Source organism: Clostridium sp. DMHC 10 (assembly GCF_001270375.1).
In the GTDB taxonomy this organism is placed as follows: Bacteria; Bacillota; Clostridia; order Clostridiales; family Clostridiaceae; genus Clostridium_S; species Clostridium_S guangxiense.
Genome location: NZ_LGVB01000016.1, coordinates 365,136 through 381,259, shown reverse-complemented (window position 1 = coordinate 381,259; position 16,124 = coordinate 365,136). Strand labels below are relative to the sequence as shown.

The 16,124-nt window shown below is 39.0% G+C and carries 6 protein-coding genes, 10 tRNA genes, 2 rRNA genes and 7 other annotated features; of the genes, 11 read left to right on the top strand and 7 right to left on the bottom strand.

Annotation, left to right across the window (positions count from 1 at the left end; genetic code table 11):
• Positions 1-834, top strand: a sequence feature (mutual gap in cmsearch alignment for this rRNA model is longer than 100).
• Positions 1-1,269 (bottom strand): 23S ribosomal RNA (locus AGR56_RS23690); the annotation flags it as partial. It overlaps the preceding feature by 834 nt.
• 449 nt (positions 1,270-1,718) lie before the next feature.
• Positions 1,719-1,851: a sequence feature (16S ribosomal RNA rRNA prediction is too short), on the bottom strand.
• Positions 1,852-1,862: 11 nt separating this feature from the next.
• Positions 1,863-2,139: a sequence feature (16S ribosomal RNA rRNA prediction is too short), on the bottom strand.
• Between the two features lie 846 nt (positions 2,140-2,985).
• Positions 2,986-3,927 (top strand) — a sequence feature (23S ribosomal RNA rRNA prediction is too short).
• Positions 3,928-4,519: 592 nt separating this feature from the next.
• Positions 4,520-6,858: a sequence feature (most likely nonfunctional fraction of RNA operon), on the top strand.
• 401 nt (positions 6,859-7,259) lie between these two features.
• Positions 7,260-7,674: a sequence feature (23S ribosomal RNA rRNA prediction is too short), on the bottom strand.
• A gap of 318 nt (positions 7,675-7,992) precedes the next feature.
• Positions 7,993-8,418, top strand: a sequence feature (23S ribosomal RNA rRNA prediction is too short).
• Between the two features lie 471 nt (positions 8,419-8,889).
• Positions 8,890-8,965: transfer RNA gene (locus tag AGR56_RS19195), tRNA-Phe, on the bottom strand.
• 679 nt (positions 8,966-9,644) lie between these two features.
• Here AGR56_RS19195 and AGR56_RS19190 point away from each other — a divergent pair.
• The 11 genes from AGR56_RS19190 (at position 9,645) to AGR56_RS19140 (ending at position 13,991) form a co-directional block, all read left to right on the top strand.
• Positions 9,645-9,719: transfer RNA gene (locus AGR56_RS19190), tRNA-Gly, on the top strand.
• 5 nt (positions 9,720-9,724) lie between these two features.
• Positions 9,725-9,801, top strand: a tRNA-Arg gene (locus AGR56_RS19185).
• A 37-nt stretch (positions 9,802-9,838) separates the two neighbouring features.
• Positions 9,839-9,912: transfer RNA gene (locus AGR56_RS19180), tRNA-Gly, on the top strand.
• A gap of 5 nt (positions 9,913-9,917) precedes the next feature.
• A tRNA-Lys gene (locus tag AGR56_RS19175) sits at positions 9,918-9,993 on the top strand.
• Positions 9,994-10,007: 14 nt separating this feature from the next.
• A tRNA-Pro gene (locus AGR56_RS19170) sits at positions 10,008-10,083 on the top strand.
• 15 nt (positions 10,084-10,098) lie between these two features.
• Positions 10,099-10,172, top strand: a tRNA-Gly gene (locus tag AGR56_RS19165).
• Between the two features lie 5 nt (positions 10,173-10,177).
• A tRNA-Arg gene (locus AGR56_RS19160) sits at positions 10,178-10,254 on the top strand.
• Between the two features lie 233 nt (positions 10,255-10,487).
• Positions 10,488-11,099 (top strand): IS3 family transposase, encoded by a 612-nt coding sequence (locus tag AGR56_RS19155; protein ID WP_084757237.1) that lies wholly within the window; start codon positions 10,488-10,490, stop codon positions 11,097-11,099.
• Between the two features lie 1,221 nt (positions 11,100-12,320).
• Entirely contained in the window at positions 12,321-12,536 is a 216-nt protein-coding gene (locus AGR56_RS22460; protein ID WP_242851612.1) for a hypothetical protein, read from the top strand.
• 476 nt (positions 12,537-13,012) lie between these two features.
• Positions 13,013-13,453 carry a winged helix-turn-helix domain-containing protein gene (locus AGR56_RS19145; RefSeq protein WP_053243642.1) on the top strand — a complete coding sequence of 147 codons (441 nt, stop codon included), beginning with the start codon at positions 13,013-13,015 and terminating at the stop codon, positions 13,451-13,453.
• Positions 13,416-13,991, top strand: a complete 576-nt coding sequence (locus AGR56_RS19140) for an IS630 family transposase (RefSeq protein ID WP_053243641.1) — start codon at positions 13,416-13,418, stop codon at positions 13,989-13,991. The genes AGR56_RS19145 and AGR56_RS19140 overlap by 38 nt, the downstream gene beginning before the upstream one ends.
• 476 nt (positions 13,992-14,467) lie before the next feature.
• On the opposite strand, the gene AGR56_RS19135 is transcribed toward AGR56_RS19140, so the two are convergent.
• The 5 genes from AGR56_RS19135 to AGR56_RS19115 all read right to left on the bottom strand — a co-directional run bounded on the left by AGR56_RS19135 (position 14,468) and on the right by AGR56_RS19115 (position 15,993).
• Positions 14,468-14,677 (bottom strand): ATP-binding protein, encoded by a 210-nt coding sequence (locus AGR56_RS19135; RefSeq protein ID WP_053243640.1) that lies wholly within the window; start codon positions 14,675-14,677, stop codon positions 14,468-14,470.
• A gap of 155 nt (positions 14,678-14,832) precedes the next feature.
• Positions 14,833-14,908 (bottom strand) — tRNA-Ala (locus AGR56_RS19130).
• 3 nt (positions 14,909-14,911) lie between these two features.
• Positions 14,912-14,988: transfer RNA gene (locus AGR56_RS19125), tRNA-Ile, on the bottom strand.
• A 5-nt stretch (positions 14,989-14,993) separates the two neighbouring features.
• A 5S ribosomal RNA gene (rrf, locus tag AGR56_RS19120) occupies positions 14,994-15,110 on the bottom strand.
• A 64-nt stretch (positions 15,111-15,174) separates the two neighbouring features.
• The gene (locus AGR56_RS19115; RefSeq protein ID WP_053243639.1) at positions 15,175-15,993 is read right to left on the bottom strand and encodes a DUF2225 domain-containing protein; all 819 of its coding nucleotides are present in this window, start codon (positions 15,991-15,993) and stop codon (positions 15,175-15,177) included.
• Positions 15,994-16,124: the final 131 nt, after the last annotated feature.

The following is a 16,124-nucleotide window of genomic DNA, read 5'->3' as shown; positions in this document are numbered from 1 at the left end:
TTTGCCGAGTTCCTTAACAGCAATTCTTCCGATGGTCTTAGGATTCTCTCCTCATCTACCTGTGTCGGTTTGCGGTACGGGCACCAAACTCCTCGATAGAGACTTTTCTTGGCAGCATGAAATCAGATACTTCGGAAATAAATTTCCTTCCCCGTAACACCCCAGGCTTAAGAATAAGCGGATTTACCTGCCTTATTCACCCTCAGTGCTTAGACACACATCCAATAGTGTGCACATCCTATCCTTCTGCGTCATCCCATTTCTGATAACGTCGTTTGGTGGTATCGGAATATCAACCGATTGTACATCGCCTACGCCTTTCGGCCTCGGCTTAGGTCCCGACTTACCCTGAGCGGACGAACCTTCCTCAGGAAACCTTAGATTTTCGACCACTAAGATTCTCACTTAGTTCTCGCTACTTATGCCAGCATACTCTCTCCTGTACAGTCCACCACTCCTTTCGGTATGACTTCTGCCCATACAGGATGCTCCTCTACCACTCGTACATGTCTGGGGCTACACACGTGCTACAATGGTGGGAACAAAGAGATGCAAGACCGCAAGGTGGAGCCAAACTCAAAAACCCATCCCAGTTCGGATTGTAGCTGAAACTCGCCTACATGAAGCTGGAGTTGCTAGTAATCGCGAATCAGAATGTCGCGGTGAATACGTTCCGGGCCTTGTACACACCGCCCGTCACACCATGAGAGTCGGCAACACCCGAAGCCCGTGAGGTAACCTTTTTGGAACCAGCGGTCGAAGGTGGGGTTGATAATTGGGGTGAAGTCGTAACAAGGTAGCCGTAGGAGAACCTGCGGCTGGATCACCTCCTTTCTAAGGAGTCGACGTAGAAATGTAATTTCTACGAAGGTATACTTTTCTTCTCTGTTTAATTTTGAGAATTCAATATTCTCTTTTGTACTTTGAAAATTGCATAGTAAGTAAAGTTATTTTAATAAATTAAGTTAAGGCAAAGTTTAACTTTGTAATTGATTTAATATAATATATTTTTTCGCGAAAAAATATATTATATTAAATCAATTACAAAGTTAAACTTTGCCTTAACTTAATTTATTAAAATAACTTTACTTACTATGCAATTTTCAAAGTACAAAAGAGAATATTGAATTCTCAAAATTAAACAGAGAAGAAAAGTATACCTTCGTAGAAATTACATTTCTACGTCGACTCCTTAGAAAGGAGGTGATCCAGCCGCAGGTTCTCCTACGGCTACCTTGTTACGACTTCACCCCAATTATCAACCCCACCTTCGACCGCTGGTTCCAAAAGGTTACCTCACGGGCTTCGGGTGTTGCCGACTCTCATGGTGTGACGGGCGGTGTGTACAAAGGCCCGGAACGTATTCACCGCGACATTCTGATTCGCGATTACTAGCAACTCCAGCTTCATGTAGGCGAGTTTCAGCTACAATCCGAACTGGGATGGGTTTTTGAGTTTGGCTCCACCTTGCGGTCTTGCATCTCTTTGTTCCCACCATTGTAGCACGTGTGTAGCCCCAGACATCGAAAAAATATATTATATTAAATCAATTACAAAGTTAAACTTTGCCTTAACTTAATTTATTAAAATAACTTTACTTACTATGCAATTTTCAAAGTACAAAAGAGAATATTGAATTCTCAAAATTAAACAGAGAAGAAAAGTATACCTTCGTAGAAATTACATTTCTACGTCGACTCCTTAGAAAGGAGGTGATCCAGCCGCAGGTTCTCCTACGGCTACCTTGTTACGACTTCACCCCAATTATCAACCCCACCTTCGACCGCTGGTTCCAAAAGGTTACCTCACGGGCTTCGGGTGTTGCCGACTCTCATGGTGTGACGGGCGGTGTGTACAAAGGCCCGGGAACGTATTCACCGCGACATTCTGATTCGCGATTACTAGCAACTCCAGCTTCATGTAGGCGAGTTTCAGCTACAATCCGAACTGGGATGGGTTTTTGAGTTTGGCTCCACCTTGCGGTCTTGCATCTCTTTGTTCCCACCATTGTAGCACGTGTGTAGCCCCAGACATGGGAGTGAAATAGAACCTGAAACCGTGTGTCTACAACCGGTCAAAACACATTTAAGTGTGATGACGTGCTTTTTGTAGAACGAGCCAGCGAGTTACGGTATGCAGCAAGGTTAAGCACCTAAGGTGCGGAGCCGAAGGGAAACCAAGTCTGAATAGGGCGACTAGTTGCATGCTGTAGACCCGAAACCGAGTGACCTATCCATGGACAGGGTGAAGCGGAAGTAAAATTCCGTGGAGGCCGAACACATTGGTGTTGAAAACCATGGGATGAGCTGTGGATAGGGGAGAAATTCCAATCGAACTCGGATATAGCTGGTTCTCCTCGAAATAGCTTTAGGGCTAGCGTTGCATATGAATACTGGAGGTAGAGCACTGAATGAGGTAGGGGCTGACAACAGTTACTGAACTCTATCAAACTCCGAATGCCAGATATTATTAGTGCAGCAGTCAGACTGCGAATGATAAGATCCGTAGTCAAAAGGGAAACAGCCCAGACCACCAGCTAAGGTCCCGGGAGTGAAATAGAACCTGAAACCGTGTGTCTACAACCGGTCAAAACACATTTAAGTGTGATGACGTGCTTTTTGTAGAACGAGCCAGCGAGTTACGGTATGCAGCAAGGTTAAGCACCTAAGGTGCGGAGCCGAAGGGAAACCAAGTCTGAATAGGGCGACTAGTTGCATGCTGTAGACCCGAAACCGAGTGACCTATCCATGGACAGGGTGAAGCGGAAGTAAAATTCCGTGGAGGCCGAACACATTGGTGTTGAAAAACCATGGGATGAGCTGTGGATAGGGGAGAAATTCCAATCGAACTCGGATATAGCTGGTTCTCCTCGAAATAGCTTTAGGGCTAGCGTTGCATATGAATACTGGAGGTAGAGCACTGAATGAGGTAGGGGCTGACAACAGTTACTGAACTCTATCAAACTCCGAATGCCAGATATTATTAGTGCAGCAGTCAGACTGCGAATGATAAGATCCGTAGTCAAAAGGGAAACAGCCCAGACCACCAGCTAAGGTCCCGGGAGTGAAATAGAACCTGAAACCGTGTGTCTACAACCGGTCAAAACACATTTAAGTGTGATGACGTGCTTTTTGTAGAACGAGCCAGCGAGTTACGGTATGCAGCAAGGTTAAGCACCTAAGGTGCGGAGCCGAAGGGAAACCAAGTCTGAATAGGGCGACTAGTTGCATGCTGTAGACCCGAAACCGAGTGACCTATCCATGGACAGGGTGAAGCGGAAGTAAAATTCCGTGGAGGCCCGAACACATTGGTGTTGAAAACCATGGGATGAGCTGTGGATAGGGGAGAAATTCCAATCGAACTCGGATATAGCTGGTTCTCCTCGAAATAGCTTTAGGGCTAGCGTTGCATATGAATACTGGAGGTAGAGCACTGAATGAGGTAGGGGCTGACAACAGTTACTGAACTCTATCAAACTCCGAATGCCAGATATTATTAGTGCAGCAGTCAGACTGCGAATGATAAGATCCGTAGTCAAAAGGGAAACAGCCCAGACCACCAGCTAAGGTCCCGGGAGTGAAATAGAACCTGAAACCGTGTGTCTACAACCGGTCAAAACACATTTAAGTGTGATGACGTGCTTTTTGTAGAACGAGCCAGCGAGTTACGGTATGCAGCAAGGTTAAGCACCTAAGGTGCGGAGCCGAAGGGAAACCAAGTCTGAATAGGGCGACTAGTTGCATGCTGTAGACCCGAAACCGAGTGACCTATCCATGGACAGGGTGAAGCGGAAGTAAAATTCCGTGGAGGCCCGAACACATTGGTGTTGAAAAACCATGGGATGAGCTGTGGATAGGGGAGAAATTCCAATCGAACTCGGATATAGCTGGTTCTCCTCGAAATAGCTTTAGGGCTAGCGTTGCATATGAATACTGGAGGTAGAGCACTGAATGAGGTAGGGGCTGACAACAGTTACTGAACTCTATCAAACTCCGAATGCCAGATATTATTAGTGCAGCAGTCAGACTGCGAATGATAAGATCCGTAGTCAAAAGGGAAACAGCCCAGACCACCAGCTAAGGTCCCGGGAGTGAAATAGAACCTGAAACCGTGTGTCTACAACCGGTCAAAACACATTTAAGTGTGATGACGTGCTTTTTGTAGAACGAGCCAGCGAGTTACGGTATGCAGCAAGGTTAAGCACCTAAGGTGCGGAGCCGAAGGGAAACCAAGTCTGAATAGGGCGACTAGTTGCATGCTGTAGACCCGAAACCGAGTGACCTATCCATGGACAGGGTGAAGCGGAAGTAAAATTCCGTGGAGGCCCGAACCACATTGGTGTTGAAAACCATGGGATGAGCTGTGGATAGGGGAGAAATTCCAATCGAACTCGGATATAGCTGGTTCTCCTCGAAATAGCTTTAGGGCTAGCGTTGCATATGAATACTGGAGGTAGAGCACTGAATGAGGTAGGGGCTGACAACAGTTACTGAACTCTATCAAACTCCGAATGCCAGATATTATTAGTGCAGCAGTCAGACTGCGAATGATAAGATCCGTAGTCAAAAGGGAAACAGCCCAGACCACCAGCTAAGGTCCCGGGAGTGAAATAGAACCTGAAACCGTGTGTCTACAACCGGTCAAAACACATTTAAGTGTGATGACGTGCTTTTTGTAGAACGAGCCAGCGAGTTACGGTATGCAGCAAGGTTAAGCACCTAAGGTGCGGAGCCGAAGGGAAACCAAGTCTGAATAGGGCGACTAGTTGCATGCTGTAGACCCGAAACCGAGTGACCTATCCATGGACAGGGTGAAGCGGAAGTAAAATTCCGTGGAGGCCGAACCACATTGGTGTTGAAAAACCATGGGATGAGCTGTGGATAGGGGAGAAATTCCAATCGAACTCGGATATAGCTGGTTCTCCTCGAAATAGCTTTAGGGCTAGCGTTGCATATGAATACTGGAGGTAGAGCACTGAATGAGGTAGGGGCTGACAACAGTTACTGAACTCTATCAAACTCCGAATGCCAGATATTATTAGTGCAGCAGTCAGACTGCGAATGATAAGATCCGTAGTCAAAAGGGAAACAGCCCAGACCACCAGCTAAGGTCCCTTACGGGGTCAATTTTGCCGAGTTCCTTAACAGCAATTCTTCCGATGGTCTTAGGATTCTCTCCTCATCTACCTGTGTCGGTTTGCGGTACGGGCACCAAACTCCTCGATAGAGACTTTTCTTGGCAGCATGAAATCAGATACTTCGGAAATAAATTTCCTTCCCCGTAACACCCCAGGCTTAAGAATAAGCGGATTTACCTGCTTATTCACCCTCAGTGCTTAGACACACATCCAATAGTGTGCACATCCTATCCTTCTGCGTCATCCCATTTCTGATAACGTCGTTTGGTGGTATCGGAATATCAACCGATTGTACATCGCCTACGCCTTTCGGCCTCGGCTTAGGTCCCGACTTACCCTGAGCGGACGAACCTTCCTCAGGAAACCTTAGATTTTCGACCACTAAGATTCTCACTTAGTTCTCGCTACTTATGCCAGCATACTCTCTCCTGTACAGTCCACCACTCCTTTCGGTATGACTTCTGCCCATACAGGATGCTCCTCTACCACTCGTACAAAACCATGGGATGAGCTGTGGATAGGGGAGAAATTCCAATCGAACTCGGATATAGCTGGTTCTCCTCGAAATAGCTTTAGGGCTAGCGTTGCATATGAATACTGGAGGTAGAGCACTGAATGAGGTAGGGGCTGACAACAGTTACTGAACTCTATCAAACTCCGAATGCCAGATATTATTAGTGCAGCAGTCAGACTGCGAATGATAAGATCCGTAGTCAAAAGGGAAACAGCCCAGACCACCAGCTAAGGTCCCCAAGTATAGATTAAGTGGAAAGGATGTGGGATTTCTAAGACAACTAGGATGTTGGCTCAGAAGCAGCCATACATTAAAAGAGTGCGTAATAGCTCACTAGTCAAGAGATCCTGCGCCGAAAATGTCCGGGGCTAAAATCTAACACCGAAGCTGTGGACTCGTACTTCGTACGAGTGGTAGAGGAGCATCCTGTATGGGCAGAAGTCATACCGAAAGGAGTGGTGGACTGTACAGGAGAGAGTATGCTGGCATAAGTAGCGAGAAGCCATCTTTGGGATACCACCCTGACAGTATTGAGATTCTAACCGGAGGCCATGAAACTGGCCACGGGACATAGCTAGATGGGCAGTTTGACTGGGGCGTCGCCTCCTAAAAAGTAACGGAGGCGCCCAAAGGTTCCCTCAGCGCGGTTGGAAACCGCGCGAAGAGTGCAAAGGCAGAAGGGAGCCTGACTGCGACACATACAGGTGGAGCAGGGACGAAAGTCGGGCTTAGTGATCCGGTGATTCCTCGTGGGAGGGTCATCGCTCAACGGATAAAGCTACCTCGGGGATAACAGGCTGATCTCCCCCAAGAGTCCACATCGACGGGAGGTTTGGCACCTCGATGTCGGCTCGTCGCATCCTGGGGCTGAAGTAGGTCCCAAGGGTTGGGCTGTTCGCCCATTAAAGCGGCACGCGAGCTGGGTTCAGAACGTCGTGAGACAGTTCGGTCCCTATCCGTCGCGGGCGAAGGAAATTTGAGAGGAGCTGTCCTTAGTACGAGAGGACCGGGATGGACTGACCTCTGGTGTACCAGTTGCCGCGCTTGTACTTTGAAAATTGCATAGTAAGTAAAGTTATTTTAATAAATTAAGTTAAGGCAAAGTTTAACTTTGTAATTGATTTAATATAATATATTTTTTCGAAATATATTCTTTAAAGGTCAAGCTACAAAGGGCACATGGTGAATGCCTTGGCACCAGAAGTCGAAGAAGGACGCGATAAGCTGCGATAAGCTTCGGGTAGGCGCAAATAGCCTGTGATCCGGAGATTTCCGAATGGGGAAACCCTCATGATTAACATCATGAACTGCATACTGAATTCATAGGTATACAGGGGCACACCCGGGGAACTGAAACATCTAAGTACCCGGAGGAAGAGAAAGAAAATCGATTTTCTTAGTAGCGGCGAGCGAAAAGGAAAGAGCCCAAACCGGAAACTTGTTTCCGGGGTTGCGGATAGATCACAATGCTTAATATCTTAACCGAATATCTCTGGAAAGTGAAACCATAGAAGGTAACAGTCCTGTAGGTTAAAAGAGAAAAAAGCCGATCTACTCCAGAGTACCACGAGACACGTGAAACCTTGTGGGAAGCTGGGAGGACCACCTCCCAATTGGGAGGTGGTCCTCCCAGCTTCCCACAAGGTTTCACGTGTCTCGTGGTACTCTGGAGTAGATCGGCTTTTTTCTCTTTTAACCTACAGGACTGTTACCTTCTATGGTTTCACTTTCCAGAGATATTCGGTTAAGATATTAAGCATTGTGATCTATCCGCAACCCCGGAAACAAGTTTCCGGTTTGGGCTCTTTCCTTTTCGCTCGCCGCTACTAAGAAAATCGATTTTTCTTTCTCTTCCTCCGGGTACTTAGATGTTTCAGTTCCCCGGGTGTGCCCCTGTATACCTATGAATTCAGTATGCAGTTCATGATGTTAATCATGAGGGTTTCCCCATTCGGAAATCTCCGGATCACAGGCTATTTGCGCCTACCCGAAGCTTATCGCAGCTTATCGCGTCCTTCTTCGACTTCTGGTGCCAAGGCATTCACCATGTGCCCTTTGTAGCTTGACCTTTAAAGAATATATTTCGAAAAAATATATTATATTAAATCAATTACAAAGTTAAACTTTGCCTTAACTTAATTTATTAAAATAACTTTACTTACTATGCAATTTTCAAAGTACAATTGTACTTTGAAAATTGCATAGTAAGTAAAGTTATTTTAATAAATTAAGTTAAGGCAAAGTTTAACTTTGTAATTGATTTAATATAATATATTTTTTCGAAATATATTCTTTAAAGGTCAAGCTACAAAGGGCACATGGTGAATGCCTTGGCACCAGAAGTCGAAGAAGGACGCGATAAGCTGCGATAAGCTTCGGGTAGGCGCAAATAGCCTGTGATCCGGAGATTTCCGAATGGGGAAACCCTCATGATTAACATCATGAACTGTATACTGAATTCATAGGTATACAGGGGCACACCCGGGGAACTGAAACATCTAAGTACCCGGAGGAAGAGAAAGAAAAATCGATTTTCTTAGTAGCGGCGAGCGAAAAGGAAAGAGCCCAAACCGGAAACTTGTTTCCGGGGTTGCGGATAGATCACAATGCTTAATATCTTAACCGAATATCTCTGGAAAGTGAAACCATAGAAGGTAACAGTCCTGTAGGTTAAAAGAGAAAAAAGCCGATCTACTCCAGAGTACCACGAGACACGTGAAACCTTGTGGGAAGCTGGGAGGACCACCTCCCAAATTGCTGGTTTACTTAATTCTTCTCTGTTTAATTTTCAAAGTTCAATGTGCTGCACGAGACAGCTTATTTATAATATCATGTTTAATTTGCTCTGTCAATACTTTTTAAAATGTTTTTTCAGAACTCATTAATCACTGTCATCTTGCGACGACGTTTAATATAATAACATATTATTAAAACAATAATATTAAGTTATCATCCATTTACGCAAATTATTCTAGTAATACTCTTATTTTTTGCATTTATCTCAAATTTTCTTATATAGATACTCTAGGAATAGTTTATTTTAGTATTTTATTTTTGCGACAATCATCATTTTAAATCTCACTAGCATTAACCTTATTATTTTGTTCATAAAACCCGAAACAATAATCTCTTTATCTTCTAAACACTTACTGGCATTCATTACTTTTATCCTTTATCAATATAGTTATCTAATAAAGCTAAACAAAAAAATAAAAAGCTCAAGCAAAAGCTTGAGCTTTGGTGGCCAGACCAGGAATCGAACCAGGGACACGAGGATTTTCAGTCCTCTGCTCTACCGACTGAGCTATCTGGCCACGTATTTTACCCGGCAACGTCCTACTCTCACACAGGTCGGAAAGCCGTGTGCGAGAAAACCGCATGCACGGTTTGATGAGGAGAAGGTGGCGATTCGCCACCGACTTACTCTACAAACAGATTGAAATATCTAAGTATTTTACGATTTTTTTGCAAGATTTATTGGATTTTTTTAAACTATTCCTTCACTTTAAACGGGGAAAGGCAAGGAAAATTCCTTTGTACCTACGGAATTTTGGAGTGGGAAAGGAGACTAGAGATTTGAAATAGCATGTTAACCTGTCTAAAGTGTTTTTCTTAAAATTCAGAGTCTAAATGATATTTGTATATTTCATGTAAAAATAAAAGCAAGATTATACAAATAAATTTCAAGTTTCAAGGTGGTTTATCTTTATAGATAAACAAGCTGAAATATTAAAATTAAAAAGATGAATTTTTCTAGTATTTTCTACTTAAACTATAGTTAATAAAAACTAAGGAGAAGATAACTTTATGAGTAGGAAAATGGTTTCAGTAGAAAATTTACATGGGTATACAATGGATGAATTAATTGAATTAAAAACAAATATAAAGATGTATACTCTTACACAATGCTTTCAGTAGTCATAAATAGATATCAAGGCTTAACAACAAACGAATTATCAAATATATATGATTGCACCAATAAAAGAAAAATATGCGGGAGTGGCTCAGTGGTAGAGCGTCACCTTGCCAAGGTGAACGTCGCGAGTTCGAATCTCGTCTTCCGCTCCAAGTATGCGTTTTTAGCTCAGCTGGATAGAGCAACGGCCTTCTAAGCCGTGGGCCGGGGGTTCGAATCCCTTAAAACGCACCATACAAAGGTTATGATGACTTATATCATAACGACCAATGCGGGTGTAGCTCAATGGTAGAGCCCTAGCCTTCCAAGCTAGTCACGAGGGTTCGATTCCCTCTACCCGCTCCAAATATGCGCTATTAGCTCAGTTGGTAGAGCACCTGACTCTTAATCAGGGTGCCCAGGGTTCGAGTCCCTGATAGCGCACCATATTTCAAATTCGCCGGGGTGTGGCGCAGATGGGAGCGCGCGTGGTTTGGGACCATGAGGTCGCAGGTTCAATCCCTGTCACCCCGACCATAAACAACAAAATATGCGGGTGTAGCTCAATGGTAGAGCCCTAGCCTTCCAAGCTAGTCACGAGGGTTCGATTCCCTCTACCCGCTCCAAGTATGCGTTTTTAGCTCAGCTGGATAGAGCAACGGCCTTCTAAGCCGTGGGCCGGGGGTTCGAATCCCTTAAAACGCACCATAAAAAACATCACAATATTAAATTAATGTGCAAGATTCTTAAAGTGTCTAGAAGTTCGTACTACAAGTACTTACTTAAGCAGCCCAGTAAGAGAACGCTGGAAAACAAAAAAATAAAAAAGTATATTATTGATATTCACAAAAAAAGTAAAAATCGCTATGGAGCAATAAAAATAAATAAATGTTTAAAATTAAGAGGCATTAATATTAGTGTAAAAAGAACTCAGCGTTTTAATGAAATCATTAAACATAAAATCTATAATAACGAAGAAATACAGACCAATGACAAACAAAGAGAAGATCCCAGAAAAAACAAATGTATTAAAAAGAGATTTTAATACTACTGCTATAAATCAGAAATGGGTAACCGATATAACCTATATCCACACCATCAAAGATGGGTGGTGTTATTTAGCTTCAGTTATGGATCTGTATAGCAGAAAAATAATAGGCTATTCTATGTCAAAATCCATTGATACTACCCTTGCTTTACAAGCGGTAAAAAATGCTATAAAACTTCAGAAACCAACAAAACCATTAATACTACATAGCGACTTAGGATGTCAATATACAAGTTCTGCATTTGAAGAATATATTGCTAATACTAAGATTATAACCCATTCTTTTAGTGGCAAAGGTTGTCCTTATGATAATGCTTGTATTGAGTCCTTTCATGCTTCTTTAAAAAAGGAAGAAGTTAATTTAGCCCATTACTTCGATTATAATACTGCACGACTCGCAATATTCGAATATATAGAAGCTTGGTACAATAAAAGAAGGATACATGGAAGTATTGGATATATAACTCCTCAACAATGTGAGGAGCTATCAAGAAAAATTGCATAAAAAATTATAAGCCCTCGGCTACCGCAACTTGGAAATTATATGTCGCCGTTTATTTAGTTCGCATTAAATTTAATTTAATGTCATAATTTTCATATTATAATGAAATGATTATGAATCATCATTTCCATTATAATAAAAAAGCTAAATATATTTATTATTCAGTTTACTGAATAATTAGGTTGATGGCTATGGGGCAAAGCCCAAACCCCGCGTATGTTTATACTCGCATACGCTCAAACAGATTAAAATATCTAAGCATTTTACAATTTTTGAACCAAGATTTATTAGAATTTTTTTAAACCGTTCCTTCAGCATTGTTACTTCCCCCCACGGTAGTGCAAGGGAAAAAATCCTCCGTACCTACGGAATTTTGACGTGAATCTTTATAATCCTTTATTTTATTGTAAAATATCATTTACAGTGTGCTTTTCGTAGAGAATCGAATTATAGAAAGTACATAACATTTTGTTCATGAATCACATGAGCTTACGCCTAAACTCCAATATGTGTATTTTCCTTGCTTTTTCGGGCTAAGTGAAGTGATGTTGACTTGGGATGGTTTAAATAAAGCTTTATCATCTTAGATTTATTAGCTTTATTTAATATCCCAAATTAATATCACCTCGCTAAATTCCAGTTTGTCGAGATAACCTATGCCTGGAGTATCATTATGGGAAAAAGAGAGAAAAAGTAAGAAATATGCTGATTTATCATGATAGATTTATTAAATCACGTTTATATATGTAAATTAATATTGTAGACATGTTATTATATTAAACGTCGTCGCGAGATGACAGTGATTAATGAGTTCTGAAAAAACATTTTAAAAAGTGTTGACAGAGCAAATTAAACATGATATTATATATAAGCTGTCTCGTGCAGCACATTGAACTTTGAAAATTGTTTGAAGGTTCGAATCCTTTTCGCGGAGCCATTTTATTTTTTGAACTTTATATAGAAGTTAAAGCTTATATACTTTTGGTATATTTGCTTTTTTTTATTTTTATTTAAGTTTTCTAAAGTTACCTCGAACATATGCTCAATATTGTAATAAAAAGCACCGCTATAGAGGAAAAAGTATTTCTTTCTTATTTACATATGGTTTTAGATATATTTTTAAATTAATATTATAATTATTTGAAAAATTGGCAGACTATAAATAAGTAAATCTATTTTGGAGGTATATAAAATGTTGAAAAAAATATTAAAATTATAGGTGCCTTGACTGCTCTAAATATTTCAATTTTATTAAATGCAGGTTACAAGTCTACCTATGCTTCATCTGTTAAAAGCACTACTTCAATTAGTGGAAGTACAATTATGAATAAAAATCATAAGCATCATGATTATAAATCTCGCTTAGATAAACTGGCAAATGATAATGTTATAAATAAAAAGCAAGAAGACGCTGTACTAAATTTTGATAAAATCCGATGAGTTTCATCAATCCATGAAAAAAATCATAAATGTTCTAAAAATAAATTAAATGCTCTTGTTGAAAATAGAACTATAACTAAAACTCAGGAGTCCTACATAAAGCAAGCATTTTTAGCTTCTAAGAAAAGTGGCAAAAACTTTAAAATTTCTTTTAATAATGAACTTGATACTTTAGTAAATAAGAAAATAATAAATAAAAATCAAAAGACAGCAGTGCAAAATTTATTTGATTCTTGTAAAAAAGAGCGTATTAGTAATTTAAATGTACTTTTTAAGCGCAAATTTGATGTACTTGTGAACAATGGAACAATAACACAAAAACAAGAAGAGGCTATAATTAGAGGCTTATTAAATTCTAAGTATAATTCATAAATTAAGCAGGAAGGTGTAAACGGATCCTATGTAAGGTTCATAAATATAATTTATTATATTTATGACCTTACAAAAACAAATATAAAGATGTATACTCTTACACAATGCTTTCAGTAGTCATAAATAGATATCAAGGCTTAACAACAAACGAATTATCAAATATATATGATAAATCAGTAGCGACCATAATTGATTACATTCATAAATGGAATTCTCTAGGTCTCGATGCACTGATAGATAATCGTGGAGGTTCCGAAGGAACCTTTACAGATGAAATGCTTCAGACCCTAAAGAATTTAATTGAAAATGAAAACCCTGAGAATTATGGGTTTCAATCTTCAACATGGACTATTGCTATGTTTGTCGATATTATTTATGAAAAATTCGGTATAAAATATTCTTGCGAATGGATAAGGCAAGTCATTAAAAATAATAATTACACCTATAAAAGAGGTCAATATATGCCATCTCTTGGAGATGTTGAAAAACAAATGACCTTTAAAAAAAATGCAAGAACTACTCAGCACTGTAGAAAATTCTACTGATTCAATTATTTACGCTCTAGATGAAACCTATATAAGAAACGAATCCAACAACTATAAAAGTTGGAGTTCAAAGGGCCAGGCCCCTGCAATAGAGCGTAACGGCTCACATAAAGGACTTAACATGGTTGGTGCTACCGAAATATCTTCTCAATTTGATAGTATTGTTGATTGTTATTCTTATGACGTCTCTATTGATTCATCTAAAATTATTGTTTTTTTAGAAAGACTACTTGATAAAAACGAAAATAAAAAAATCTTTGTTATTTTAGATAATGCTAAAAATCATAAATCTAAAGCTATTAATGAGTTTGTAAAGAATCATACTGATCGATTAGAACTAATATATCTGCCACCATATTCTCCACAGTTAAATCCTCAGGAGAATATATGGAACAAAATCAAAAGATCCCTATTTAAGCTTCGCTCTAGAGTTTGTATTGATGAGTTATTTGTTAATTTAGCATCATTTATGGAAAAATTCAATCTCAACATAGCTCAAATCAAATCTATTGCTTATGGTAAAAATTACTATTACTAATTTTTACTTTTCAACTTGTTTATCTATATTTTGTGCAATACTTCGTCAACAAAACACGCTAATAAATAGTTATTAACCTATTTTATTTCCTCGTCTTTCCCAAAATTCTCTCATCATTACTTATATATAATGACCTGCTGTATTCCTAAGCTCATCGCTTTATATATTAAATAGAATTTCTTCTATTCAAAAGAATTGCTGGTTTACTTAATTCTTCTCTGTTTAATTTTCAAAGTTCAATGTGCTGCACGAGACAGCTTATATATAATATCATGTTTAATTTGCTCTGTCAACACTTTTTAAAATGTTTTTTCAGAACTCATCAATCACTGTCATCTCGCGACGACGTTTAATATAATAACATGTTTATAATATTAATTTGTGTAGAAAATCGTGATTTACTAAAGCCTTCATTATAATATAACATTTTTCTTTATTTTTCTCTCTTTTTTGCATATTGACACTCATGGCATAGTTTACACTTTAAAATAAGGTTTTAAAATAAGAATTAGGCATTTCCAATTATAATTTGAATTCTTGTATGTTAAAATCCCTTGATGTTTTTCAATAATTTTTTTACATATACTAAGACTAAGTCCACTTCCATTTTTCGTAGTTCTTGATTCATCACCACAAATAAAAGGTTCAAACATATTTTTTTCAAGGTCTTTTGGTATTGTAGCCATAGATAGACAAAAGGTAAAAAAATAGTGTTGAATAAACGCTAAATAAAATTAATAAATCTATTTAAATCGTTCCTTTAACACTAATCTTTTACCCAATCAAAACTTTATTTAAAATTGCTTATAAAAAAATAGCAGCTATAAAGCTGCTATCTACTTGGTGGAGAATAAGAGATTCGAACTCTTGACCCCCTGCGTGCAAGGCAGGTGCTCTCCCAGCTGAGCTAATCCCCCAAATGGTGGACCTTCAGGGACTCGAACCCCGGACCGACCGGTTATGAGCCGGTTGCTCTAACCAACTGAGCTAAAGATCCATATTACCTGGCAACGTCCTACTCTCACACAGGGCCTCCCCTGCACTACCATCGGCGTATTAGTTCTTAACCTTCGTGTTCGGAATGGGAACGGGTGTTACAACTATCTGCAAATTTGAAGATTTATTTGTGGAACTTTTTTTTTTAAAAAACATAATTTTTCCTCCGAATTATATATTTTACTCTTTATAAAATATTCGTATAATAAAATATAAACTGAACAGGGGGATTAGAAAAATTTTGAAAAAAGACTTTTTTTTTCTTTTCATCGTTCGGATCATGATGCTCTTCTAAATCAGAATCGTTTTTTGATGTGGATTTTATTAAATCCTTTTGATCTCTAATTTTATTTTTTAATCGTTGAGGAGCGTTCGTTTCACCTAGTACTCTTCCAAACCAGATTAAGGCATCTTTATTATTACCAACTCTTCTGTTTAATTCACCAATTAAATACATCATAGCAAATTTTGACATGCCGTATATTGGAAACATCTCATTAAAATATGCCTTGTTAAATTCATCAATTGAGTTTTTCATGTAGGAAGTCTCAAGTTTAGAATTTCCGAGCATACGATACATCCAGGCAATTTTTAAACAGTTCATTGCTTTACTACTGCTTTTAGCATCTAGTGTTACATAATTTAATAAAGAAATCTTAAATCTTTCTATGGCTATATTTATATTGTAGACTTCTGGATAATTTTTAGCATGCCATTTCATTGATATTTTTTCCATAATAAGCTGCTTTTGTGATTCTCTTATTTTATTAAAATCAGTTTTCATGGAAGCATATCCACATATATTACATAACCAAACATCATAAAAATATGGATTTATATTTTTATATTCATAAAAGAAATCACTATCTTGTTTTAAAATTCTATAAGAAGATTTTTTTACAGATCTTGCCTTAAATACATTTCCACAAACAGGACAAGTTACAGTTTTATCATATAAATAAATTGATTGATCAATTTCATTCTTTGTATTAATATTGTTGTCCACAAAATCACCTCATCAAATGGATTACATAATAGTTAATTTATTTAAGTTACCATGCAAAAATGTTTAATAATGCATAATATTATTATAACAAAAAATAATTTATATGACACAAGTTTTTGATAGGAGTTCAG

Excerpts from the sequence above, each read along its gene's own strand:
- AGR56_RS19155 (WP_084757237.1), top strand. The coding sequence starts at position 10,488 with ATGAAATCATTAAACATAAAATCTATAATAACGAAGAAATACAGACCA.
- AGR56_RS19145 (WP_053243642.1), top strand. The coding sequence starts at position 13,013 with ATGCTTTCAGTAGTCATAAATAGATATCAAGGCTTAACAACAAACGAA.
- AGR56_RS19140 (WP_053243641.1), top strand. The coding sequence starts at position 13,416 with ATGCAAGAACTACTCAGCACTGTAGAAAATTCTACTGATTCAATTATT.
- AGR56_RS19135 (WP_053243640.1), bottom strand. The coding sequence starts at position 14,677 with ATGGCTACAATACCAAAAGACCTTGAAAAAAATATGTTTGAACCTTTT.